Annotated in this window: 21 protein-coding genes; 7 read left to right on the plus strand and 14 right to left on the minus strand. The window is 62.5% G+C overall.

The features are described from left to right. Positions 1-11: 11 nt before the first annotated feature. From mnmE to ACGYK9_RS07695, 3 genes are all read right to left on the minus strand, one after another. On the minus strand, positions 12-1298 hold the full coding sequence (gene mnmE, locus ACGYK9_RS07685; protein WP_394409166.1) for a tRNA uridine-5-carboxymethylaminomethyl(34) synthesis GTPase MnmE: 1287 nt from the start codon (positions 1296-1298) through the stop codon (positions 12-14). Between the two features lie 32 nt (positions 1299-1330). Then, positions 1331-2602: a transcription termination factor Rho gene (gene rho, locus ACGYK9_RS07690; RefSeq protein ID WP_067267859.1), complete on the minus strand. Its 1272-nt coding sequence runs from the start codon at positions 2600-2602 to the stop codon at positions 1331-1333. A gap of 124 nt (positions 2603-2726) precedes the next feature. Further along, entirely contained in the window at positions 2727-3176 is a 450-nt protein-coding gene (locus tag ACGYK9_RS07695) for a CopD family protein (protein WP_394409169.1), read from the minus strand. Between the two features lie 407 nt (positions 3177-3583). On the opposite strand from ACGYK9_RS07695, the gene ACGYK9_RS07700 reads away from it, so the two are divergent. From ACGYK9_RS07700 to dnaQ, 4 genes are read left to right on the plus strand one after another with little or no spacing between them, the layout of a single operon-like run. After that, a complete protein-coding gene (locus ACGYK9_RS07700; protein ID WP_394409172.1) occupies positions 3584-4183 on the plus strand; it encodes a Maf family protein in 600 nt (199 codons plus the stop codon). Further along, positions 4180-5013, plus strand: a complete 834-nt coding sequence (locus ACGYK9_RS07705; protein ID WP_394409175.1) for a shikimate dehydrogenase — start codon at positions 4180-4182, stop codon at positions 5011-5013. The genes ACGYK9_RS07700 and ACGYK9_RS07705 overlap by 4 nt, the downstream gene beginning before the upstream one ends. Continuing rightward, entirely contained in the window at positions 5013-5603 is a 591-nt protein-coding gene (gene coaE, locus ACGYK9_RS07710) for a dephospho-CoA kinase (RefSeq protein WP_394409178.1), read from the plus strand. The genes ACGYK9_RS07705 and coaE overlap by 1 nt, the downstream gene beginning before the upstream one ends. Further along, entirely contained in the window at positions 5596-6285 is a 690-nt protein-coding gene (dnaQ, locus tag ACGYK9_RS07715; RefSeq protein ID WP_394409181.1) for a DNA polymerase III subunit epsilon, read from the plus strand. Before coaE ends, dnaQ begins: the two co-directional genes overlap by 8 nt. A gap of 3 nt (positions 6286-6288) precedes the next feature. Here dnaQ and secB read toward each other — a convergent pair whose 3' ends face one another. Continuing rightward, positions 6289-6771: a protein-export chaperone SecB gene (gene secB / locus ACGYK9_RS07720; protein WP_067267736.1), complete on the minus strand. Its 483-nt coding sequence runs from the start codon at positions 6769-6771 to the stop codon at positions 6289-6291. A gap of 65 nt (positions 6772-6836) precedes the next feature. Then, positions 6837-7334, minus strand: coding sequence for an FxsA family protein (locus ACGYK9_RS07725; RefSeq protein WP_394409184.1), 498 nt, complete (start codon positions 7332-7334; stop codon positions 6837-6839). A gap of 104 nt (positions 7335-7438) precedes the next feature. On the opposite strand from ACGYK9_RS07725, the gene ACGYK9_RS07730 reads away from it, so the two are divergent. Genes ACGYK9_RS07730 through ACGYK9_RS07740 form a run of 3 tightly spaced genes read left to right on the plus strand, consistent with a single transcriptional unit; the run spans position 7439 to position 9713 of the window. Beyond that, entirely contained in the window at positions 7439-8098 is a 660-nt protein-coding gene (locus tag ACGYK9_RS07730; RefSeq protein WP_394409187.1) for a Tim44/TimA family putative adaptor protein, read from the plus strand. Positions 8099-8139: 41 nt separating this feature from the next. Continuing rightward, complete coding sequence (locus ACGYK9_RS07735; protein WP_394409190.1) at positions 8140-9132, plus strand: murein transglycosylase A; 993 nt, start codon at positions 8140-8142, stop codon at positions 9130-9132. Next, entirely contained in the window at positions 9129-9713 is a 585-nt protein-coding gene (locus ACGYK9_RS07740) for a Smr/MutS family protein (protein ID WP_394409193.1), read from the plus strand. Before ACGYK9_RS07735 ends, ACGYK9_RS07740 begins: the two co-directional genes overlap by 4 nt. Here the strand turns inward: ACGYK9_RS07740 and ACGYK9_RS07745 are convergent. From ACGYK9_RS07745 to tsaE, 9 genes are all read right to left on the minus strand, one after another. Beyond that, positions 9710-10927, minus strand: a complete 1218-nt coding sequence (locus ACGYK9_RS07745) for an MFS transporter (protein ID WP_394409196.1) — start codon at positions 10925-10927, stop codon at positions 9710-9712. The genes ACGYK9_RS07740 and ACGYK9_RS07745 overlap by 4 nt on opposite strands. A gap of 38 nt (positions 10928-10965) precedes the next feature. Further along, the gene (gene hslU, locus ACGYK9_RS07750) at positions 10966-12267 is read right to left on the minus strand and encodes an ATP-dependent protease ATPase subunit HslU (protein WP_394409199.1); all 1302 of its coding nucleotides are present in this window, start codon (positions 12265-12267) and stop codon (positions 10966-10968) included. Further along, the gene (hslV, locus tag ACGYK9_RS07755; protein WP_394409202.1) at positions 12264-12824 is read right to left on the minus strand and encodes an ATP-dependent protease subunit HslV; all 561 of its coding nucleotides are present in this window, start codon (positions 12822-12824) and stop codon (positions 12264-12266) included. The genes hslU and hslV overlap by 4 nt, the downstream gene beginning before the upstream one ends. Before the next feature lie 198 nt (positions 12825-13022). After that, a complete protein-coding gene (gene trxA / locus ACGYK9_RS07760) occupies positions 13023-13343 on the minus strand; it encodes a thioredoxin (protein WP_007118424.1) in 321 nt (106 codons plus the stop codon). A 36-nt stretch (positions 13344-13379) separates the two neighbouring features. After that, the gene (addA, locus tag ACGYK9_RS07765) at positions 13380-16751 is read right to left on the minus strand and encodes a double-strand break repair helicase AddA (RefSeq protein WP_394409204.1); all 3372 of its coding nucleotides are present in this window, start codon (positions 16749-16751) and stop codon (positions 13380-13382) included. Beyond that, positions 16748-19705 carry a double-strand break repair protein AddB gene (addB, locus tag ACGYK9_RS07770; protein WP_394409207.1) on the minus strand — a complete coding sequence of 986 codons (2958 nt, stop codon included), beginning with the start codon at positions 19703-19705 and terminating at the stop codon, positions 16748-16750. Before addB ends, addA begins: the two co-directional genes overlap by 4 nt. Next, a complete protein-coding gene (locus ACGYK9_RS07775) occupies positions 19698-20390 on the minus strand; it encodes a nucleotidyltransferase family protein (protein ID WP_394409210.1) in 693 nt (230 codons plus the stop codon). Before ACGYK9_RS07775 ends, addB begins: the two co-directional genes overlap by 8 nt. Beyond that, positions 20363-21376, minus strand: coding sequence for an aminoglycoside phosphotransferase family protein (locus tag ACGYK9_RS07780; protein WP_394409985.1), 1014 nt, complete (start codon positions 21374-21376; stop codon positions 20363-20365). Before ACGYK9_RS07780 ends, ACGYK9_RS07775 begins: the two co-directional genes overlap by 28 nt. Continuing rightward, positions 21373-21846: a tRNA (adenosine(37)-N6)-threonylcarbamoyltransferase complex ATPase subunit type 1 TsaE gene (gene tsaE, locus ACGYK9_RS07785; RefSeq protein WP_394409213.1), complete on the minus strand. Its 474-nt coding sequence runs from the start codon at positions 21844-21846 to the stop codon at positions 21373-21375. The genes ACGYK9_RS07780 and tsaE overlap by 4 nt, the downstream gene beginning before the upstream one ends. Between the last annotated feature and the right edge of the window lie 41 nt (positions 21847-21887).

A 21887-nucleotide genomic window follows, 5' to 3' on the forward strand; every position in this document is an offset into this window, starting at 1 on the left:
GAAACACTCCATCATTTACCTACGCAAAAGCTGGTGAAAATCTCATCCAGCAGGTTCTCAACGTCTATGCGGCCAACAAGGGTTTCCAGCGCTCGAATCGCGAACCGGAGTTCCGCAGCGGCCAAATCATAGAAATCAGGTCCTCGGGTCAGGATAACATCTACTTCAGCCAAACACGAGACGGCTTGCTGCAAGGCGACGCGATGTCGCTCATGGGTTGCCAGTCCGATGCTTGAACTGCGCTCCGAGAGTGTAGATTGAATGCGGTCGATAAGTTCTGACACGCCCTGCCCGGTCTTCCCTGAGATACCGTTCGCCTCAATACCAACGAGATCTGCCTTGGGGTGGAGAACAATATCCTCTTCCTCCGGTGTAACGGCCAAGGCCTCACCCGGCGCCGCGAGGAACACCCGCAGATCCGCCGCCCCGGCGCGTTCGATTGCGCGCTCGATCCCGATGGCTTCAACTTTATCTTCGCTTTCGCGGAGACCCGCCGTATCCAAAAGGGTGACCGGCAGCCCGCCGAGGTCCATTCGAACTTCGATTACATCGCGGGTAGTGCCTGCGATTTCTGAGGTGATCGCAGCGTCACGTCCGGCTAGCGCATTCAAGAGCGTCGACTTACCCGCATTTGGCGCACCGATGATCGCGACTTCGAAGCCGTTTCGAACCCGTTCAGCGACATAGGTGCCTTCCGCTTCGTCTTGCAATTCCTTGCCGACTTTCGAGAGCAGCGATTCCACCTCGGGGGTGACGTCGATGGGCACTTCTTCATCCGCGAAGTCGATCGTGGCCTCTAGAAGCGCAGCGGCGCGGATCAAGTCTTTTCGCCAACCTTCGACGCGCGCGCCGAGGTGGCCCGATAAAACGCGAAGCGCTTGCTTTCGCTGTGCTTCTGTTTCGGCTTCGATGAGATCCGCCAGCCCTTCGACCTGCGCGAGATCCAACCTTTCATTCTCTAGCGCACGGCGGGTGAATTCCCCCGCTTCAGCCATCCGAGTTTCGGGGAAGGTCGAGAGCAGGGAAAGCATCGCCCGGACCACGGCGATGGAACCATGCAGTTGAAACTCGATCACATCTTCGCCGGTGAAGGAATTTGGCCCGGGGAAGCTCAGGACCAAGGCTTGGTCGATAACCTCGCCACTCGTGCCGCAGAGGTTTCGCAACACGCTTCCGCGCCCCTCAGGACGTTTGCCGGAAATCTCCTGCGCAATTGCGAAGGCCTGCGGGCCGGAAATGCGGATCACCGCAACCCCGGCACGGCCCGGCGCTGACGCTTGGGCGAATATCGTGTCCATATTTCACTAACCTATTGTTATTACGAAATAACTCAGGTGTTCATGGAGTCGAAGAAGTCAGAATTCGACTTGGTTTGCTTGAGCTTGCCGAGCAGGAATTCGATGGCATCGGTGGTGCCCATCGGGTTGAGGATGCGGCGCAGCACGAAGGTTTTCTGCAGGTCCACCTTGTCGACCAGAAGATCCTCCTTCCGGGTGCCGGACTTGAGGATGTCGATCGCCGGGAAGACACGCTTGTCGGCGATCTTACGGTCCAGCACGATCTCGGAGTTACCGGTGCCCTTGAACTCTTCAAAGATCACTTCGTCCATGCGGCTGCCGGTGTCGATCAGCGCGGTGGCGATGATGGTGAGCGAGCCGCCCTCTTCGATGTTCCGCGCGGCCCCGAAGAAACGCTTCGGGCGTTGCAGGGCGTTGGCATCGACACCACCGGTCAGAACCTTGCCCGAGGACGGGACCACGGTGTTGAAGGCGCGGCCCAGACGGGTGATCGAATCGAGCAGGATGACAACGTCGCGCTTGTGCTCGACGAGGCGCTTGGCCTTTTCGATGACCATCTCGGAGACGGCGACGTGGCGCGTGGCCGGCTCGTCGAAGGTGGAGGAGACGACCTCCCCTTTCACCGACCGCTGCATGTCGGTGACTTCCTCGGGCCGTTCGTCGATCAGCAGAACGATCAGGTAGCACTCCGGGTGGTTTTTCTCGATGCTGTTGGCGATGTTTTGCAGCAGCACGGTCTTACCGGTGCGCGGCGGGGCGACGATCAGCGAACGCTGGCCCTTGCCGATGGGCGAGACCAGATCGATGATCCGCGCCGAGCGGTCCTTGATCGTGGGGTCGTCGACCTCCATCGTCAGACGCTCGTCGGGGTAAAGCGGCGTCAGGTTCTCGAAGGCAACCTTGTGGCGCGCCTTCTCGGGCGCCTCGAAGTTGATCTTGGTGACCTCGGTCAGCGCGAAATAGCGTTCGGTGTCATCGGGCGCCTTGATCAGCCCCTCGATAGTGTCCCCGGTGCGCAGCGACCATTTGCGGATCATGTCGGGCGAGACGTAGATGTCATCGGGGCCCGGCAGGTAGTTCGCTTCGGGGGAGCGCAGAAAACCGAATCCGTCCTGCAGCACTTCCAACACGCCGTCGCCCGAAATCTCCCAACCGTCATCCGCGCGTTCGCGGAGAATCTGGAACATCATCTCGCCTTTACGCATGGTCGAGGCGTTCTCGATCTCCAGCTCTTCGGCCATGGCGAGCAGGTTTTTCGGCGTCTGCGCCTTGAGATCAGCGAGGTTCAGCGTTTCGGTTGTCATGGAGCATCCTGTTCAGCCGCAGCAAAATGCGGGCTGGTCGATCATTTGAATGTGGCAAGCAGAAACCGCCCCGGACGGGACAGTGGCGCAGATATAGGCGGCAGCGCGGCTTGAGTCAATTGCCTCAGAATTTCACGACCACTGAGAAGACGATCATGATCATCAGCAGTGTCGGCACTTCGTTCAAAAGCCGGAACTGACGGCCCGTGACGGTACTGTCGCCGCTTTCGACGGATTTGACCTGTTTTTTCAGCCAAACATGGAAAACCGTCATGGCGATGACACTGGCCCCCTTGGTCCATGGCCAGATCATCGTCCAATCCACGATTCCGGGCGTCAGAACGAGGGCGAGGCCGAAAACCCATGTCGCCATCATCGCGGGCCGCATGATGAACTGAGCGAGCTTAAATTCCATCATCGCGAAAGTCTCATGCATCCGCCCGGCGGAGCCCGCCTGTTCGACATGATGCACGAAGAGCCGCGGTAGGTAGAAGAGCGCTGCCATCCAACTGATGACCGACACGATATGGAGAGCTTTGATCCATGGATAAGCGAGGCTGAGAAGATCGAACATGGGGAAGGCTCCGGTGTGCGTGCTTCTTTCTTAATAAATAAGAAAAGAGAAAAGATGTAGTTGATTGTAGGGCGCCTGAATCCTGTGGATTAATGATTTATACCGCCGCTTATCAACAGGTGAACAAACTTCGCGGCCCCCTGTGGATAAGCCGGCCCCGATTCGCGAATATTGAATTTTCTCAGGATCTTGCTGGCGTATTTTCCGGGGGACAAAATGTATCAAAGCGGGGATAACCGGTGAAGTCTCGTGGTTATACGCACAAGCGGCTTATCCCTATTCATCGGGGTGGGAATCGGCGACAAAAAACCGCGACTCGGGGCGAGATCTGCGGGCTTGTGCTGTCAACTTTTATCTCGCAGAACAAATCCTCAAGATTTGCGCCAGATCATCACAGGGTTATCCACATGCCGCAGAAAATCATCCTCGCCTCCGGCTCGGAGATCCGGGCGCAGCTTTTGGCGCAGGCCGCGATCCCGCATGAGGTGATCCCAGCCAAGATCGACGAAGAGATGATAACCGCCGCCCTGCGGGCCGAGGAGGCCAAGCCGCGCGACATCGCCGATACCTTGGCCGAGATGAAAGCCCGTAAAGTGAGCGAAAAGCACTTTGGCGCGTTGGTTCTGGGCTGCGATCAGGTGTTGGACCATCGCGGCGAGATGCTGCACAAGCCGCGTGATAAGGGTGAAGCCATCGCGCAGCTTCACCGTCTGCGCGGGGATCGGCATTCCCTGCTCTCCGCCGCGGTGCTTTATGAAGACGGTAAACCCCTGTGGCGGCACGTCGGTCAGGTGCGGCTGCGGATGCGTGACGCAAGCGACGCTTATATAGAAGACTACGTCGCGCGAAACTGGGACAGCATTCGCCATGCGGTCGGCTGCTATAAGCTGGAAGAAGAAGGTGTCCGGCTCTTCACGCAGATTGAGGGGGATTACTTTCACGTCTTCGGTATGCCATTTCTTGAACTGCTGAATTACCTGACGCTGCGCGGAGACCTCACGACATGAGCCTGCCCAAAATCCCCCTCGCCGGTGTGATCGGATCGCCCATCGCGCATTCCAAATCCCCGCAGTTGCATCGCCATTGGCTGGAGACCTATGGCATCGTCGGTCATTATGTGCCGCTCGATGTCGCCCCCGATGATCTGGAAGAGGTGCTGAGAACGCTGCCCAAGATGGGCTTTGTCGGGGTGAACCTGACGATCCCCCATAAAGAAGCGGTGATTGAGATCGCGGATCTTATCACCGACCGTGCCACTCTGATCGGCGCGGCCAATACGTTGATCTTTCGCGCCGATGGCAAGATTCACGCAGATAACACGGATGGCTACGGTTTCATCGAAAACCTCAAGGCCGGCGCGCCAGATTGGGATCCGAAGGCTGGACCGGCAGCGGTTTTGGGCGCGGGCGGCGCGGCGCGGGCGGTTGTCTCGTCGCTTTTGGACGCGGGCGTGCCTGAGATCTGCCTGTCCAACCGTACCCGCGTGCGGGCTGAGCAGTTGCAGCGCGATTTCGGCGGAAGAGTTAAAGTCGTCGATTGGGTGCAGGCGGGCAATATGATCGATCACGCCAGTTTGTTGGTGAACACCACATCGCTTGGCATGATTGGCAAAGGCGCCTTGCGGGTGCCGCTGGATGGGCTGCGCCACGGCACCGTGGTGACGGATCTCGTTTACGCTCCGCTGCGGACCCATCTGCTTGAGACGGCTGAGGATATGGGCTGCGTCACGGTCGACGGGCTGGGCATGTTGTTGCATCAGGCGGTCCCGGCGTTCGAGCGTTGGTTCGGCCAGCGGCCCGAGGTCGACCGCGCCACGCGAACGGCGGTGCTGCGCTGATGTTTCACCTCGGGCTCACCGGCTCCATCGGCATGGGTAAATCGACCACGGCAAAGATGTTCGCCGAGGAAGGCTGCGCCGTTTGGGATGCCGACGCGGCGGTGCACCGGCTTTATGCCCCGGGCGGGGCCGCCGTGGCGCCGATGCAGACGGCTTTCCCGGAGGCCATTGAGGGCGGCGGCGTCTCTCGTGCCGCGTTGAAAGAGGTCATCGCCGCCGATCCGACCGCCCTGCCCCGGATTGAGGCCATCGTGCATCCGCTGGTGGCCGAAGACCGGGCGACGTTTCTGGCGCAGGCGGATAGCGACATCGCCGTGCTCGACATCCCGCTGCTGTTCGAAACCGGCGGCGAGGCTGCGATGGATGCCGTGGCCTGCGTGACGATCCCGGCAGAGGTGCAACGCGAGCGCGTACTGGCGCGTGGCACGATGACAGAGGCGCAATTCGACGCCATCCGCGCCAAGCAGATGCCCGCCGAAGAGAAGTGCGCCCGCTCGGACTATGTGATAGTGACCGACACGCTCGACCATGCCCGCGCGCAGGTGCGGGCGGTGATCCGCGACATCAGGGAAAGACTGCGCCATGCGTGAAATCGTGCTCGATACCGAAACCACCGGCTTTGACCCCGAAAGCGGCGACCGCATCGTTGAGATCGGCGCGGTCGAGCTGATGAACCACATGGCCACGGGCGAGACCTATCACCAATACATCAACCCCGAACGCTCGATGCCCGAGGAAGCCTTTCAGGTGCACGGGCTGGGCGATGATTTCCTGCGCGACAAGCCCAAGTTCGCGCAGATCGGGCGGCAGTTTCTCGAGTTCATCGGCGATTCAAAGCTGATCATCCACAACGCCGCCTTCGACATCAAATTCCTGAACGCCGAACTGCGCTGGATGGGCCTGCCGCAGATCCCGTGGGAACAAGCGCTCGACACGCTCGAGATCGCGCGGAAACGCTTCCCGGGCTCACCCGCTTCGCTTGATGCGCTCTGTCGCCGCTTTGGCATTGATAACACCTCGCGGACGCTGCACGGCGCCTTGCTCGACAGTGAAATTCTGGCCGAAGTCTATCTGGAATTGATCGGCGGGCGGCAGCCCGACTTTGCGCTGTCCTCCGGACCCGAACGGAAAACGGGGGAGCCGGACACGCGCTGGACCCCGAAACCGCGGCCCACGCCCCTGCCCTCGCGTCTGACAGAGGCCGAAGCCGCCGCCCATGCCGAATTTGTCGGTAAACTGGGCGACGACGCGCTGTGGAAACAGCTTGGCTGACGCTTAGGCGTCGGCTTTTGGCGGGTTTTCGGCCTGACGGCGTGCCACTTCGTTGCGATAGAGCGACAGGAAGTCGATGTTCTCAAGGTTCAGCGGCGGGAAGCCACCGTCACGGGTCACGTCGCTGACGATGCGGCGCAGGAAGGGGAAAATCATGCGCGGGCATTCGATCAGCAGATAGGGGTGCATCTGCTCTTCCGGCACGTTTTCGACTTGGAAGATACCGACATAGTCGATTTCCAGCACGAAAAGCGTCGCGTCGCCGTCTTTCGCTTTGGAGGTGATGTTCAGCTTGATCGCGGTTTCATACTGGTTCTCGCCCGAACGCTTTTTCGCGTCGAGGTTGACCTGAACCTGCACGTCGGGCTGTACATCCGCCGGGGCACCCTTCTGCGCCATGATGTTTTCGAACGACATGTCGCGGATGAACTGGCCCAGCACGCGCATCTGCGGCTGCTTGGGTTGTGCGGTTTCGTTTTCTGCCATTTTCTGTGTCCTGTTGTGGTGAATTTCTTAAATCTACCCGGACTTAACAGGTCGGCACGGGCCGCTCAATCCTTAGTCCAGCCCGAGGGGCCCTTGGTCTGGCGCGGCTGTTCGGGAATTTCGTGAAAATCCCCGTCGATCACATCATCGCGCGGATCGCCGCGGCGTTGCGGACCGGGCCGCGGTCCCATGCCCCCGGGGGTGCCAAAGCTTTGGACCTTCACCCGATCGCGGATCGCGCGATAGGCGGCGGCGCGAAAGCGCGGCACCAGAAAGGCAAAGCCAACAGCATCGGTGAAGAACCCCGGCGTCAGCAGCAGCGCGCCGGAAAACAGGATCATCGCGCCATGCACCAAAGGCTCGGTCGGGTCGCGCAAGTCATTGAAGGAACTGCGCAACTGTCCAAGCGCCAGCGCGCCCTGAGACCGCACCAACCATGTGCCCAAAATGGCGGTCGAAACCACCACGGCCAGCGTCCAGCCAAGGCCGATGGTGCCACCGACTTGGATGAAAAGCGTGATCTCGATCAGAGGCACGGCGATAAATGCGATCAATAGCCACATGCGGCGGAGTCCTTTCGCTGGGGGCAGAGTGGACTTGCCCCGGTCGAACACCTACATAAGAGCTTAACTCGCATGTTTCCATGCCACCCCTGAATGAGGTTTCGATGAATTCTCCCCTGATACAGCTTCTGGTGCTTGCCGGTATCGCCGTATTCCTGATCCTGCGGCTGAAAAACGTGCTTGGCACGCGTGAGGGTTTTGAAAAGCCCCCGGTCACCGATCAAACGCCAACCGCCCGCAGCGGCCCCGCGTTCGAAGTGATCGAAGGTGGCCCGGATCTCGATATCACTGACCACGTTCCCGAAGACAGCCCCTCGGGCAAGGCCTTGGCCGAGATGAAGCGGGTCGAGCCGTCCTTTGGCGTTAGCGATTTCCTGCAAGGCGCGCGTGGCGCCTATGAGATGATCGTTATGGGCTATGAGCGGGGCGATTTGGCCGAAATTCAGCCGTTTCTGGCCGATGACGTCTATGAAAGCTTCGTTGACGGCGTCGCCGCGCGGGAGGACCAAGGTCTGACGATCGAGGTGAATTTCATCGGCGTGCGCGAGATGGAACTGATCGACGCCAAGATGGACGAGACCACGAAAGAAGCCGAACTCACCATCCGCTTCGTCGGCGAGCTGACCTCGGAGGTTCGCAACCGCGAGGGCGAGATTGTCGAGGGCAGCAGCAAAGAAATCAAACGCCAAAAAGATACATGGGTCTTCGCCCGTGTCATGGGCTCGGATGATCCGAATTGGCTGTTGGTTTCCACAGACGGGTAGCGCGTGCGCTTGGCGCACTGGCGCTGTTGGGCGGTGTGTCGATGAACACGCCGTCCGCAGCAGAGGTGCATTATACCGTCATGGATTTCGACCAGCTTGAGGGCTGGGCCGAAGATGACCACGCCGCTGCCTTTGAGGTTTTCACCAGCACCTGCGGCGACATGAAAGATGTCGATTGGCGCGCGCTCTGCAAGCTGGCCAAAGATGGCCCCGACCCCCGGCAGTTTTTCGAATTGTTCTTTCGCCCCGTTCTGATGGAAGATGGCAAAGACGCGCTTTTCACCGGGTATTTCGAACCTGAATTGGACGGCGATCTCTACCCCTCTGCCCGGTTTCAATATCCCATCTACGCCATGCCCCCCGAGGCCGAAGAGATCCGCCCCTGGCTCACCAGGCGCGAGATCCTAGATGGCGACGTGATGCGCGACCGCGGGCTTGAGATCGCTTGGGTCGATGACCCGGTTGAGCTGTTCTTTCTGCAAATTCAGGGCTCTGGCCGTATTCGCCTGCCTGATGGCAGCTATCTGCGGGTGGGCTACCGCGGCGCGAATGGTCATGATTACCGCTCGGTCGGGGTCGAACTGGTGCGGCGTGGGGTCTACGAGGCGCATCAGGTCAGCGCCGATGTCATCAAGAATTGGGTGCGCCGCAACCCCGAAGATGGCCGCGAATTGCTCTATCATAACCCGTCTTACGTCTTTTTTCGCGAAGTCAGTCGCGTGCCCGCCGATAAGGGGCCGCTGGGGGCGATGAACCGGTCTATCACCGCCATGCGCAGCATCGCGGTCGACCCATCGCATGTGCCGCTCGGCGCGCCGGTCTGGATCGAGAAGGACGGGAAGGAGCCTCTACGCTGTCTAATGGTCGCGCAGGATACAGGCTCGGCCATCAAGGGGGCGCAGCGGGCGGATGTATTCTTTGGCACCGGTGACAAAGCGGGCCGCGCGGCGGGCCGTCTGCGTGATCCGGGGCGGATGATGGTCTTGATGCCCATCCAACGCGCCTATGCTTTCCTGCCGGAGAGCGCGATATGAAACGGCGCCGCTTGAACGAAGACGATCTCGAACTCTGGCGCCGGGTGACCGAGCGGACCGAGAAGCTGGAGCTGAACAAGCTGTTCACACCCGAGATCGACGCCCCCGCCCCTGCCCCGCCGCAGGTTCGGCGCGCCAAGATCGCCCTGCAGGGGAACAAGCCGCAGCCCAACATGAAAAAGCGCAGCAACGACCTGCGCCCCACATTGGCCGAGCACATGAAAGCCGCGCCGGTTCAGATGGACCACAAGGCTTACGGCAAGCTCAAACGCGGCAAGCTGCGGCCCGAAGGCCGGATCGACCTGCATGGCATGACCCTTGACCGGGCGCATCCTGCCCTGAACGGCTTCATCATGGATGCCCATGCCCGGGGCAAACGGCTGGTGCTGGTGATCACCGGTAAGGGCAAGCGGCGCGACGACGGTGGCCCGATCCCCGTGCGCGATGGGGTGCTGCGCCATCAGGTGCCGCAATGGCTGTCGATGCCACCGCTCAGCGGTCTCGTGCTACAGGTCGCGCAGGCCCATGTCAGCCACGGCGGCGGCGGGGCCTATTACGTCTACCTGCGGCGCAACCGTTAACCGCGCAGCAGCGGTTTGTAGCGCGCAATCGCCCATGCGGCCAAGCCTGCGGCGATCAGATAATAAAGCGCGATGGGCAGCATCTGCTGCGGGAAATCGACGCCGAGGTCGATGAACAGCCCCGTCACCCCCGGCCCGATGGCCGAACCAAAGACCATCAGCGCCGCCGCCACCGCCTTGATCGACCCGACATGGCGGGTGCCGAAATACTCGGCCCAAAAGGCCGCCGGGGCGGTGGATTGCATCCCCTGCCCCATGCCGAAAATCAGCAAGCCGATCCCGGCCATCCAGAGCGTGTCGGCATAGGCGAGCACCGCGAATGACAGGGCAAAGGGCAGCATCATCACCGGCACAACGCGGCTGACGCCGAAACGGTCGATTGCCCAGCCCGAGAGGAAGGTCGAGGCCACTGCCGAGATCGTATAGACCGGCATCAAAGCCACGAATTCGACCAAGGCCCATCCCTTCACTTGGGTCAGATGCACCTGCTGAAAGAACAGGGCCGTGCCCCATGCCGCGGGGCCGATGGCCAACGGGATGATCATCCAGAAGAGACCCGAGCGGAACATCTCGGCCCGGGTCCAATGCCGCCCTTTCATACCCGCGCGCTGCGCCTGATCGGCCATGCTTTGCGGGGTGCGCTCTTGCCGCAGCAGCAACAGGATCACCGGGATCGTCAGCACCACCAGCACCGCGGCCAGCACCCAAAGGCTGCGCCAGTGGAAGCTGGCGAAAAGCGCCACGAAAATCACCGGCAGAAATGCCTGACCGGCAGCGAAACCCATCGAAGAGAGCGAAAGCGCCTTGCCGCGCGATGCCTCAAACCAGCGCACCATGGCGACCTGCCCAAGCTGAGACATCATCCCCTGCCCGGTCAGCCGCAATGCGTAGATAACAAAGATTAGCGCGATCCAATTCGGCACCGCCGCCATCGCCAGACAGGCCCCCGCCAGCGCCAGCATCACGCCAAGGGCCAGCACCCGTACGCGAAAGCGGTCCGTCAGCACCCCGGCCCAGACCATGGTGATGGCCGACAACGTCGTGCCGACGGTATAGATGCCGCCCCATTGGCCGTCGCTCAGGCCAAAGTCGCCCTTCACTGCCCCCGCAAAGAGCGAGATGAAATAGGTTTGTCCATAGGACGAGGTGAAGGTCAGCAGGAAACCGGCCAGCAGAAACAGCCAGTTGCGCCGCAGAAATGAGAGGTACTCCATGCCCCTTTCATCGCCGGGGCATGGAGGAAAGGAAAGCCCTAAAGAACGTAGCGGCTAAGATCGGTGGAGCGGGTCAATTCGCCAAGGTTCTTTTCAACGAAATCCGCATCGACGGTGATCTCTTGCCCCGACCGATCAGGCGCATCGAAGGAGACTTCTTCGAAGACCCGTTCCATCACCGTATAAAGCCGCCGCGCGCCGATGTTCTCGACCGAGGTGTTGACCTCTGCCGCGATCTTGGCCAGTGCCGCGATGCCCTCTTCGGTGAAGGTCACGGTCAGTTCCTCGGTCCCCATCAGGGCGGTGTACTGCCGGGTAAGCGCATTGTCGGTCTCGGTCAGGATGCGGACGAAATCATCCTCGGTCAGAGCCCGCAGTTCGACGCGGATCGGCAGACGGCCCTGCAATTCGGGCAAAAGGTCCGAAGGCTTGGCGATATGGAACGCGCCTGAGGCGATGAAGAGGATATGATCGGTCTTCACCGGGCCATATTTCGTCGAGACCACAGTGCCTTCGATCAGCGGCAGCAGGTCGCGCTGCACCCCCTCGCGGGAAACATCGCCACCGCGCGCGTCAGAACGGGCGCAGACCTTGTCGATCTCATCAAGGAAGACGATGCCGTTCTGCTCCACCGCTTCAATGGCGGCGCGGTTCACGGCTTCGTCGTCGAGCAGCTTGTCTGCCTCTTCGCCCACCAGCACTTCATAGCTATCGGCCACGGCCATGCGTTTCTTGGTGGTGCGGCCGCCCATGGCTTTGCCGAAAATATCCCCGAGGTTCATCATCCCCATGCCTTGCTGGCCGGGAATGTCCATCATCGGGAAGGGGCTAGAGGTACCGGCGACCTCAAGCTCGATCATCGTGTCATCGAGTTCGCCTGCGCGTAGTTTCTTGCGGAACATCTCGCGCGTGCCGTCGCGGGCATCGGTGCCGGCGATGGCGTCGATGACACGGTCCTCGGCGGCCTGTTCCGCCTTGGCTTTAACGTCTTCGCGCATGAACTCGCGGGTCATGGCGATGGAGCTGTCCACCAGATCGCGGATGATCTGTTCCACGTCGCGGCCGACATAGCCGACTTCGGTGAACTTCGTCGCCTCAATTTTAATGAAGGGCGCGCGGGCGAGCTTCGCCAAGCGGCGGCTGATCTCGGTCTTGCCGACACCGGTGGGGCCGATCATCAGGATGTTCTTCGGGTAGACTTCGTCGCGCAGGTCATCGCTCAGCTGTTTGCGGCGCCAGCGGTTGCGCAGGGCCACGGCCACGGCGCGTTTGGCGTCGTTCTGGCCGATGATATAGCGGTCCAGTTCGGATACGATCTCGCGGGGGGTCAGGTCGGTCATGCGGTGATTTTCTCCACGGTGAGTTTGCCGTTGGTGTAGACGCAGATGTCGGCGGCGATCGCCATGGCATCACGGGCAATGGTTTCGGCGTCCCGGTCGCTGTCCATCATGCCGCGCGCGGCGGCGAGGGCATAGTTCCCGCCCGATCCGATGGCGGCGACCTCATGCTCCGGCTCCAGCACATCGCCCGCGCCGGTGATGACCAACAGGTCTTTGCCGTCGGTCACGATCAGCATCGCTTCGAGCTTTTGCAGGTATTTATCGGTGCGCCAGTCCTTGGCCAATTCGACACTGGCACGGGCCAATTGACCCGGTGTCGCTTCCAATTTGGTCTCCAGCCGTTCCAGCAGGGTAAAGGCATCCGCGGTGGAGCCCGCAAACCCCGCCACCACGTCATAGCCGCCGGGGCTGAGTTTGCGCACCTTGCGCGCGGTGCCTTTGATCACGGTCTGGCCAAGGCTGACCTGTCCGTCACCGGCAATCACCACTTCGCCGCCTTTTTTGACGCCAATGATCGTGGTCCCGTGCCAACCGGGGAAATCGTCGTTCTGTGCCATGGGGCCTCCTGTCGCTTGGCGCTCTATATGGCCCCCGTGGCAGGGCAGGACAAGGGCAGCGCCGGTTACGCGTGGGGCAGGGACGACGCTTGCGATGCGGGGGCACGCTTGCGGTGCAGTGGCCAGCGGCTTTGCCCCAATGAAAAGGGCGCCCCGAAGGACGCCCGTTTTCGTAACTCAATGCCTAAGGCGTTGGCCTTAGATGGATTCTTCGATCCAGCTTTGCAGGGCCGCCTTGGGGCGCGCGCCGGCGAGGTTGGACACGACCTGCCCGTCCTTGAAGATGAACAGCGCCGGGATGCCGCGCACGCCGACTTGGGCGGGCGAGTTCGGGTTTTCGTCGACGTTGACTTTGACGATCTTCACGCGACCGTTCATTTCATCCGACAGCTCTTCCAGCGAAGGGCCGATCTGTTTGCACGGGCCGCACCATTCGGCCCAGAAATCGACCAGAACCGGAATGTCCGAATTTTTGACTTCGGCGTCGAAAGTGTCGTCGGTGACTGCGACGGTTGCCATGATGCTCTCCTGACAGGAATGGGTTGAGGCCTGAACCTATGAATGCGCGGCAGTGGCGTCAAGATATGGCAGGGCACGCAGGGCATTTGTCACGATATCGTTGGGTAACACCATAAGCGCGGGGGTCGCGGTCCATAGAATGGCCGTCTCAATCTGCCGATCCGGGTAGATTTGGCGCAGCATATGAGCATAGGCTCCCATCTGACGCAGCAGCCCGTCGGGGCAGGCCTCAGCCGTGCCGGGGACCACGCGATTGGTTTTGAAATCGACGGCAAGGATGCGATCCTCCGCAATCACCAAACGGTCGATCGTGCCATGCAGGCGCTGGTCTCCAAGGCTGCCGGTCACGGGCACTTCGGCGAGGGTTGTCTCAGCGAACAGCGGGGCGAGGGCAGGGGTGTTCAGCACCGCTTCCGCCTCATCTTCCGCGCGGGCGATCATCTCGGCGGGGTGTGTGCGGGCCAACCGCTCCAGAAAGATCTCGCGGGCATCCGGCCCCATCAGCGGCAGATGTTCCAGCAGTTCATGGACCAGCGTGCCATAGCTCAGCGCAGCGTCCATATCGAGCCCGGCCTCACCAGCAAGCGCCTTGGCTCCGCCGAGATCCGAGGGCGACAGGGTCTTGTCCTCTCCCTTGGGGGAGGGGGCGGAGCGGGCGAATACAGGGTCTAACGTAGGCGTTGTGACGGTTTTCTCAGGTGTCTCAATGATGTCGAGCGCATCCCAATCGCCCTGTTGATAGCGCAGCGTGCCATCGTCGCCCAAAGGCTCGGCCCGGAGCCGGGCCAGAGCGGCTGCGGTGATCTGATACCAAGAGGATTCATCTTTCGACAATTCTCCCGCCGCGGCCACGATCAGCCATTTCTCGGCCCGCGTCATGGCGACATAGAACAGGCGAAGCCGTTCTTGCAGCGCGGCCTCTTTCATCTCGTCCAGCCGGGCGCGCATGGGCTGGGGCATGTCATCCGCCGGGGCTTTCCAGACGGGGGTGCCGTCAACGGTGATGATCTCATCCTTGATCGTCACATCGCGCCGCCCGGTGTCGGGCAGGATCACGATTGGCGCTTCCAGACCCTTGGCCCCGTGCACCGTCATCACCCGGATCTGGTTCGACGCGCTGTCGATCTGGCGTTTGATTTCCAGATCATCGGTCTGCATCCATTGCAGGAACCCGGTCAGGCTGGGCACCGTGCCGCGCTCGTAAGACAGCGCTTGGCTCAGCATCGCGTTGATCCCATCCTCGGCCTCTGGCCCCAGCCGCGCGAGCAGTTTGCGGCGCCCATCGTGGCGGGTGAGGATGCGTTCGATCAGATCGTAGGGGCGCAGGTAATCGACCTGCCCGCGCAGGTCGCGCAGCACGGCGAGGGTGGCGGCGTGGGCCTCGGTCTGGTTGCGCAGGGCTTGCCAGAGGTGATCCTCTTTGCGGTAATGGGCGAGGGTGAAAAGCTCTTGTTCCGACCAGCCGAAAAGTGGCGATTTCAGCGCGGTGGCAAGCGATAGATCGTCGTCCGGCGTGGCGAGGAACGACAGGATCGCCGCCAGATCGCGCACCGCCAGTTCGGCCCCAACCTTGAGCCTGTCAGCCCCGGCGATGGGCAGTTCCGCCGCCTTGCAGGCGCGGATAATCTCGGAAAACAAGGCCGAGCGGCGCTGCACGAGGATCAGAAAATCCCCCGGTTGGATGCGCCGCCGTGCCAAGCCGCCCTTGCTGTCGTCGGGGAGGTAATGTTCCTCGGTCGTCAGCTCCTTGATGCGCCGGGCGATGCGTTCGGCCAGTTGCACCGTGTGATGCCGCGCGCTGCGCCGGTCGACGGGGTCGGTCCAATCGCCTTCATCGTCTGGGCCCGCCTTTTCGATGAAGGGCCAAAGATCGACGCGGCCGGGCAGGCGATCTTTGAAGGCCATATGGCCGTCATTGGTAAAGCCGGTCTGGATCGTGGGGTCGAAAACCCCATCGACCGCTTGCAAAATCGCCGAAGAGGAGCGGAAGGAATAGGCAAGACTGCGGCGCTGGAAAAACTGGCCCGCCTCACCGATCTTCTGTTCGAATGTCGTGCCTTTGCGGTCCAGCTCTTCAGGGTCCGCGCCTTGGAAAGAGTAGATCGATTGCTTCTTGTCACCCACGACGAAGAGGGTGCGATCGACCTCGTTACGTGCCCCGGCGCCCGAGTAAAATTCATCCGTCAGCCGTTCGATCACGTCCCATTGCCGGGGCGAGGTGTCCTGCGCCTCGTCGACAAGGATATGGTCGATGCCGCCGTCGATGCGGAACAACACCCAAGCGGCGACGGCCTTGTCGGTCAGCAAGGCGCGGGCTTTGAGGATCAGATCGTCAAAGTCGAGCCAGCCGCGTTTTTGTTTCTCATCCGCGTAGCGTTCAAGAAAGCGGGCCGCGAAACGGTGCAGCACATAGGATTTGCGCGCCGCCTTCAGTGCCAGCCGCGCTTCGCGGGCGTCTTCGACGCGCTGCATCAATTGCTCAAGCTGCGGCATCTGTTCGGCAATGACCTTTTGCGTCGGCTTGGTCGGGAAACTGCCGATTTTGGCGGTGAAGGGCGCCTTGGCGCCGCTGCCGGTCAGGAGGATGTTTTCAAGCTGGGGCAGGGCGGACAGATCATAGCGGTCAATCTCTTGCAGCGCCGCGCCCGCCTTGCCGTCATTGCCGCCTTTGGCCAGCAGATGGGGGATGATCTCGGCCATCATCGCCGCTTCGCTGCCAAGGAAGACCGAAGCCGCGATCTTGTCTTCGGTCAGGTCTTCGGGCTGGGCGAAAAGCGCTAGGATCTCGGCCCAAGAGCGGGGCGTGCTGAAGGCATCGCGTTGGCCAACAATGCTGCGGGTGAGGCTGGCGAAATCTTCGCCCGTGTAGTGCCGCGCGATCTCGGCGACCAGCGGGGCGTCTTCGCTTTCGGCCATCTCATCGACGATATCGGCCCGCAGCAGATCGGCGGCGCGGTCTTCGATCTCAGTGAACTGCGGGCTGACCTGTGCCTCCAGCGGGAAGCGGCGCAGAAGGGCCGCGCAGAAAGAGTGGATGGTCTGAATTTTCAGCCCGCCGGGCGTCTCAATCGCGCGGGCAAAAAGGGTGCGGGCATTGCGCAGTTGCTCGGGCGTCAATTCGCCCTGAACGCCAAGATCGGCCAAGGCGCTGCGCAATGCCGCGTCTTTCAGCATCGCCCATTCGCCCAAGCGTTTGAACAGGCGGTTCTGCATCTCCGAGGCCGCCGCCTTGGTATAGGTCAGGCAAAGGATGTGCTGCGGCTCCACGTCGTCGAGCAGCAGCCGCGCCACGCGGTCGGTCAGCACGCGGGTCTTGCCAGAGCCCGCATTCGCGGTCAGCCAAGTGGAGGCATCGGGCCGCGCCGCTTCGATCTGGGCGCGGGTGGCATCGTTGAAATCACGCATCATTCCAGATCCTCCGGTCGGGCGGGGCTGGTGCCATCCCATTCCCCGAACCGCGCCAGTTGGTCAAAGTTTCCGGCAAAGGCATCACTTTGCACCATCCGCCGCGCGGTAAAGCCCTGCCCCTCATCGAGGTAGCGCGAGAGCAGCGCGTGCAGACCGGCCAGCACCTCTTGCGGGTTCTCCTCTTCAAGCGGGGCGGGGACTTCGACGGGTTTCGACCCAAGACCGATAAAGGCGGCATGGGCCACATGGGCCACGCCCACCTCGGGAAAACCGCCCCGTTCGACCATCGCCGCTTCGATCAAGAGTTGCTTGTCGAACAGTCGCTGCTCTTTTTCGCCGGGCGGCGTGCCGGTTTTGTAGTCGTAGATCAGCACATCGCCGTCATCGGTCTGGTCAATCCGGTCGGCAAAGCCGCTGAGGGTAAAGCCGAGGTCGGCAAAGGTGTAGCTGCCCCGCGCGCCCTGTTCAAAAGCGACGGGGCTGGAGAACTCGGCGCGTTGGCTTTCGCGGGCGATGAACCAATCCGCGATCCGGTCGATACGGGCCAGCCACATGGCGCGGGCGGCGGGCCAGGGGGCTTCTTCCTCCAGCACCTCGGCGGCCACTTGCATCAGCGTGTCGCGGGTCAGCCGCGCAGGATCGCGGGCCACCAGTTTGACGAAATCTTCCATGATGCGGTGCAGGACGATGCCGCGCACCGGCGCATCGGGCGATTGCATCAGCGGGTTGATCGGGCGCAGTTTCAGGCTGTGTTTGGCATAGATCGCGTAAGGATCGCGGATCAGCGTCTTGATTTCGGTCACCGACAGCTTGCGGGGGCGCGCCGCGCGCGGCGGGCGGGGCGAGGGGCGCGTGGCCGGGGCGGTGCGCTCCACCGCTTCCAAGGCACGCACCTGATCCAGCCAGCGGTTGCCGCGCTGCTGCATGGCCTTCCACGCCTCCGGCCCGCCGGTGTCGTCCAGGCCGCCCAGCAGGTTGCCCAAGCGGTTCAGCCAGCGCGACGGCACCATCTCGGCCTCGTCCGAGCGGATCGCGCGGGTGATCCAAACCTCGGGGCTGGCGATGGCCTGTTGATAGTCATGCGCCGACAGGCCGATACGCCGTTCGGGCAGCAGCAGCCCGGCCTTCTCGCGCATCTGACGGTTGAGCCATGGATCGGGCGGCGGGGCTTCGGGCCATGTGCCTTCGTTCAGACCGCCGAGGATGACCAGCTCAGCCCCCTGCACCCGCGCCTCCATCGTGCCCCAGATCATGATATCGGGATGCGGGGTATCGGCCTCGCGCACCTCTGCTTGGGCCAAGAGCGCGCCCAAGAGATCGGCATAATCGGCGGCGTTCATTGCCCCGCCATGGGCTGCATGTTCCGTGAGGTTCGCCATCACCGCCTCGGCCGCGATGCCCGCGCCCTGCTGCCAAAGCAGGTGGTCGGGATCGGCGGGTTGCCCGGCGGCGATCCTTTCGGCCAGCGCCAGATGCGCGGCGACGCATTCGGGCAGGGGCCGCTCTCCGGGAGTGTCGTGGCCGGGGAAAACCTCGCCCAGCCAAGCGACCCAATCGCGGAAACCGCTGGGGTCTTCCATCCGCTTTGCGGCGCGCTCTGCAATCTCGGCCAAGCCTTCGGCGTCGGGGTAGGGCAGCCCATGGCGGCGGATCTCAGCCTCCAAGCGCTGGGTATAGAGCTGGTGGAAATTTCGCCCCGCGCCGCTGTGGGTTAGCGGGTGTTTCAGCAGTGTCAGCAGCGCTTCGGCATCCAGTTTTCGCACAAACAGCGCCGCCACATGGCGCAAGAACCGCCCCGGCGGGGAGAGTTGCAGCGGCATCCCGGCGCTGTCATCGGGCAGAATGCCCCACCGGTCGAGCGCTGCGGTGACCTGCCGGGTGAGCATCCGGTCGGGGGTGATCAAGGCGGCCTTCACACCATCCTCGGCAGCTTGGCGCAGGCGCAGCGCGATGGCCAACGCCTCAACCCGTGGGGTGGGCGCTTCGATCAGGGTAATGTCGGCGGTGGCACCTTGCAGGTCTTCCAGCTTCGGCCCTTCGTTCAGCCAGGCATGGGTGACGGGCGCAGGCCGAAGCGAGAGCGACACCAGCTTGTTGCGGGCGGTCGATACCGGGGGCATCTCGCACCACGGCGCGACCGCGCCGCGCGCCACGCCGAGCATATTCATCAGCTTGCGGAAGCGGTATTGCGGGTGATCCTCTGCCAGAAGCGCCTGATCCAACTCGTTCCAAACGGCGGTTGGCATCTCGAAATCGAACCCCGGCAGGATGATCGCGCCCTGCGGCAGGCGGGCCACGGCCTCCATCAACAACGCGGTTGTCCCGCGCGAGCCGGTGGACCCGGCGAGGATCACCGGGTGCTGCGGTGGCGCGTCTTGCCAGCGGGCGATGATCCGGGCGACCAGCTGCCGCCGACGTGCCTCGGCATCCGGGCGGGTGGTGGTTTGGCCCAGATAGTCATGCGCGATGGCGAGGAACCGCTGCGCCCGCTCCCAATGGGCAGAGAGGTTGCCGACGTCCAGCCCAGCCACCGTCTCGGGCGAGACGCCTTCGCCCTGCATTTCGTCGATCAGCCCTGCCAAACTATCCGACAGCGCATAAAGCGAGGCGCGCGGCGCGAGATCGGGTGCGGCATCCAGCAGGCGCGACACGAGTTGAATGAGTTCCAGCCGCCGTTGCAGCGGCGGTGTCGGGGCGGGCAGCGCGATGCCGGGGGCCAATGCATCAAGGTCGGTGATCAGCCGAATGCGCGGCAGGAAGCTTGCCGGACCCGCGTCGAAATCATGGCGCAGCCGACGCGCCATGCGGTTGGTGTTGACCAGTAACTCGACACGGGCCATCGCCTCAGGCGGGCCATTCTCCAACCGGTCGCACAGCCCGCGCACCAATCCGCGCGGGAAATCGACACCGGGGGCAAGGCCAAATACGCGGGGGCTGTCCTGCGGCTCAAACATCGGCACCTGCCAAAAGGCTTTCGGCAAGGGGGATGCCGCCGGGATGCCCCACGTCGCACCAGCGCCCGCTATAGGGCAGGCCAAACAGCGTCCCGCGTGCCAGCATCATGTCCCACAACAGGTTGAGCGAAAATGCCTCGGCTTCGATATCGGCCAGCAGATCGGTCTTGATGATCTGCACCCCGCCATAGACCTCACCCGGCCCCCGTTGCAGGCGGCCATCCGCGGCGCGGGTAAAGTCGCCCGTGCCGCCATGGCCAAGGGTGTTTTCCAACGGTACGGTCACCAAAAGCGCGTCCATCCGCGCCGGATCCCATGCGTTGCGGAGCATTTCGAGCGGGTTCGCCCCGGCCCAGATCGCGTCACTGTTCATGGTGAAAACGGGGCCCGTCCCCAACAGCGGCAACGCGTTGCGCAGCCCGCCGCCGGTGTCGAGGATCTGGGGCGCTTCGATCACCGTTTGCACATCCTGCGCTTTCAGATGTGCCTTTAGCTGGTCGGGGAGGTAGTGCAGGTTCGCCACGATCCGCGCAGGGGATATCCCGCGGGCAAGATCGAGCGTATGGTCAATCAAGGGGCGGCCCGCGACCGGCACCATGGGCTTGGGTTGGTTCTGGGTGAGATGTTTCATACGCGTGCCGAACCCGGCCGCGAACATCATGATGGCGTCGGGATTGTCGCGCATTGGCTTTTCAGTTGCTCCAGAAATTCGGGGGTCGGCGGGGGCAGCACGCCTGCGATTGCCTCCGCCACATCGGCAAGCGCGGGATTGCGCAGGTTATGTTGCAGATGCTGCCAGACGCGGGGGATCAGATCGACGTAATGCGGTTTGCCATCGCGCAGACAGAGGCGCGCAAAGATCCCCAAGATGCGCAGATTGCGCTGGGCGCCAAGCAGTGCATAGGCGCGGCGGAAGGGGGTTTCCGCCTGTCCGGTTTGGGCAAGGTAATCGTCGATGATCTGCGCCTCCACCGCCCGGGGCACATCGCGGCGGGCGTCTTGCAGGATCGAGACGAGATCATAGGCCGGGTGGCCGAGCAGCGCGTCTTGGAAATCCAGCAAACCGACCCGCGCCGCCCCTTCGCGCTCTGGCAGCCAAAGCAGGTTCTCGGCGTGATAATCGCGCAGGATCACGACCTTTGGGCTGTCATCCAACGCTGCGGCGAGGGGGCGGAAAGCCTGCGCGAAAGCGGCGTTTGCGCTCTGCCCGCCTGCGGGCGCGTAGAAGTCGAAGGCAGGGGCCGCCATATCGGTCAGCCAATCGGCATCGCACATTGGCAGTTCCGGCAGGGGGGCGGCGTGCAGTTTGACCAAAACGTCAGCAGCCGCGCGGTAGAGGGGGAGTTCCCGAGCCGGATCCGCCGCCATGAGCCGCGCAAAGAGGTCATCGCCGAGGTCTTCGATCAGCAGCAGACCGTTGTCATTGTCCGCATGGTAAATCTCGGGCGCGCTGAGGCCACAGCCTGCCAAATGCGCGGCGACATGACGGAAGGGTCGGACGTCTTCGCCGCGTTCCGGTGGGGCGTCCATCAGAATGGCCTGCGCTCCATTCGCTTTGCGCAACCGGTCATAGCGCCGGTTGGAGGCATCGCCCGCCAGCAGCTTGCTGGAGGCTTCGGCCCAGCCCGCGGTTTGCAAAAAACCTTCGATCAATGCGGCGCGTTCGGTCATTTGCGCCACGCCGCCAGCTTCTCGGCCCACTCCCCGCCGGACCATTCTGCGGTCAGCCTGCGGCTGTCTTCTTCGGTGCCGGGGCTAAGGCTGATCTCTAACGCGTCGGCGGGCGCGAGCGGGCCCAGCCGATCCGGCCATTCCACCAAACAGATCGCATCGTGAAAGGCGTCGATCAGCCCGAGCTCCTCAATCTCATGGGTGGAGGTCAGCCGGTAGAGATCGGCGTGCCAGATCGCGCTGCTTGCCGTGTCGTAGGTCTGCACCAAGGTGAAGGTGGGCGAGGGGATATCCTCGGGGTGGTCGAGCAATTCGGTGATCAGCGCGCGGGCGAAATGGGTCTTGCCCGCGCCGACATCGCCGCTGAGCAGGATGACATCGCCGGGAGACAGGCGGCGGGCCAGTTGCCGGGCGCGCCCAGCGGTGTCATAGGGGCCGCTGAGCAGGAGGGAAAGGGTATCGTCGGACATGCCCCATGCTTAGCGTCCCGACGCGCAGCCGCAAGATTAAA

The organism is Sulfitobacter sp. 1A15258 (assembly GCF_043557045.1).
GTDB lineage: Bacteria > Pseudomonadota > Alphaproteobacteria > Rhodobacterales > Rhodobacteraceae > Sulfitobacter > Sulfitobacter faviae.

Coding starts and splice junctions, on each gene's coding strand:
- mnmE (WP_394409166.1), bottom strand. CDS start 1,298: ATGGACACGATATTCGCCCAAGCGTCAGCGCCGGGCCGTGCCGGGGTT.
- rho (WP_067267859.1), bottom strand. CDS start 2,602: ATGACAACCGAAACGCTGAACCTCGCTGATCTCAAGGCGCAGACGCCG.
- ACGYK9_RS07695 (WP_394409169.1), bottom strand. CDS start 3,176: ATGTTCGATCTTCTCAGCCTCGCTTATCCATGGATCAAAGCTCTCCAT.
- ACGYK9_RS07700 (WP_394409172.1), top strand. CDS start 3,584: ATGCCGCAGAAAATCATCCTCGCCTCCGGCTCGGAGATCCGGGCGCAG.
- ACGYK9_RS07705 (WP_394409175.1), top strand. CDS start 4,180: ATGAGCCTGCCCAAAATCCCCCTCGCCGGTGTGATCGGATCGCCCATC.
- coaE (WP_394409178.1), top strand. CDS start 5,013: ATGTTTCACCTCGGGCTCACCGGCTCCATCGGCATGGGTAAATCGACC.
- dnaQ (WP_394409181.1), top strand. CDS start 5,596: ATGCGTGAAATCGTGCTCGATACCGAAACCACCGGCTTTGACCCCGAA.
- secB (WP_067267736.1), bottom strand. CDS start 6,771: ATGGCAGAAAACGAAACCGCACAACCCAAGCAGCCGCAGATGCGCGTG.
- ACGYK9_RS07725 (WP_394409184.1), bottom strand. CDS start 7,334: ATGTGGCTATTGATCGCATTTATCGCCGTGCCTCTGATCGAGATCACG.
- ACGYK9_RS07730 (WP_394409187.1), top strand. CDS start 7,439: ATGAATTCTCCCCTGATACAGCTTCTGGTGCTTGCCGGTATCGCCGTA.
- ACGYK9_RS07735 (WP_394409190.1), top strand. CDS start 8,140: ATGAACACGCCGTCCGCAGCAGAGGTGCATTATACCGTCATGGATTTC.
- ACGYK9_RS07740 (WP_394409193.1), top strand. CDS start 9,129: ATGAAACGGCGCCGCTTGAACGAAGACGATCTCGAACTCTGGCGCCGG.
- ACGYK9_RS07745 (WP_394409196.1), bottom strand. CDS start 10,927: ATGGAGTACCTCTCATTTCTGCGGCGCAACTGGCTGTTTCTGCTGGCC.
- hslU (WP_394409199.1), bottom strand. CDS start 12,267: ATGACCGACCTGACCCCCCGCGAGATCGTATCCGAACTGGACCGCTAT.
- hslV (WP_394409202.1), bottom strand. CDS start 12,824: ATGGCACAGAACGACGATTTCCCCGGTTGGCACGGGACCACGATCATT.
- trxA (WP_007118424.1), bottom strand. CDS start 13,343: ATGGCAACCGTCGCAGTCACCGACGACACTTTCGACGCCGAAGTCAAA.
- addA (WP_394409204.1), bottom strand. CDS start 16,751: ATGATGCGTGATTTCAACGATGCCACCCGCGCCCAGATCGAAGCGGCG.
- addB (WP_394409207.1), bottom strand. CDS start 19,705: ATGTTTGAGCCGCAGGACAGCCCCCGCGTATTTGGCCTTGCCCCCGGT.
- ACGYK9_RS07775 (WP_394409210.1), bottom strand. CDS start 20,390: ATGCGCGACAATCCCGACGCCATCATGATGTTCGCGGCCGGGTTCGGC.
- ACGYK9_RS07780 (WP_394409985.1), bottom strand. CDS start 21,376: ATGACCGAACGCGCCGCATTGATCGAAGGTTTTTTGCAAACCGCGGGC.
- tsaE (WP_394409213.1), bottom strand. CDS start 21,846: ATGTCCGACGATACCCTTTCCCTCCTGCTCAGCGGCCCCTATGACACC.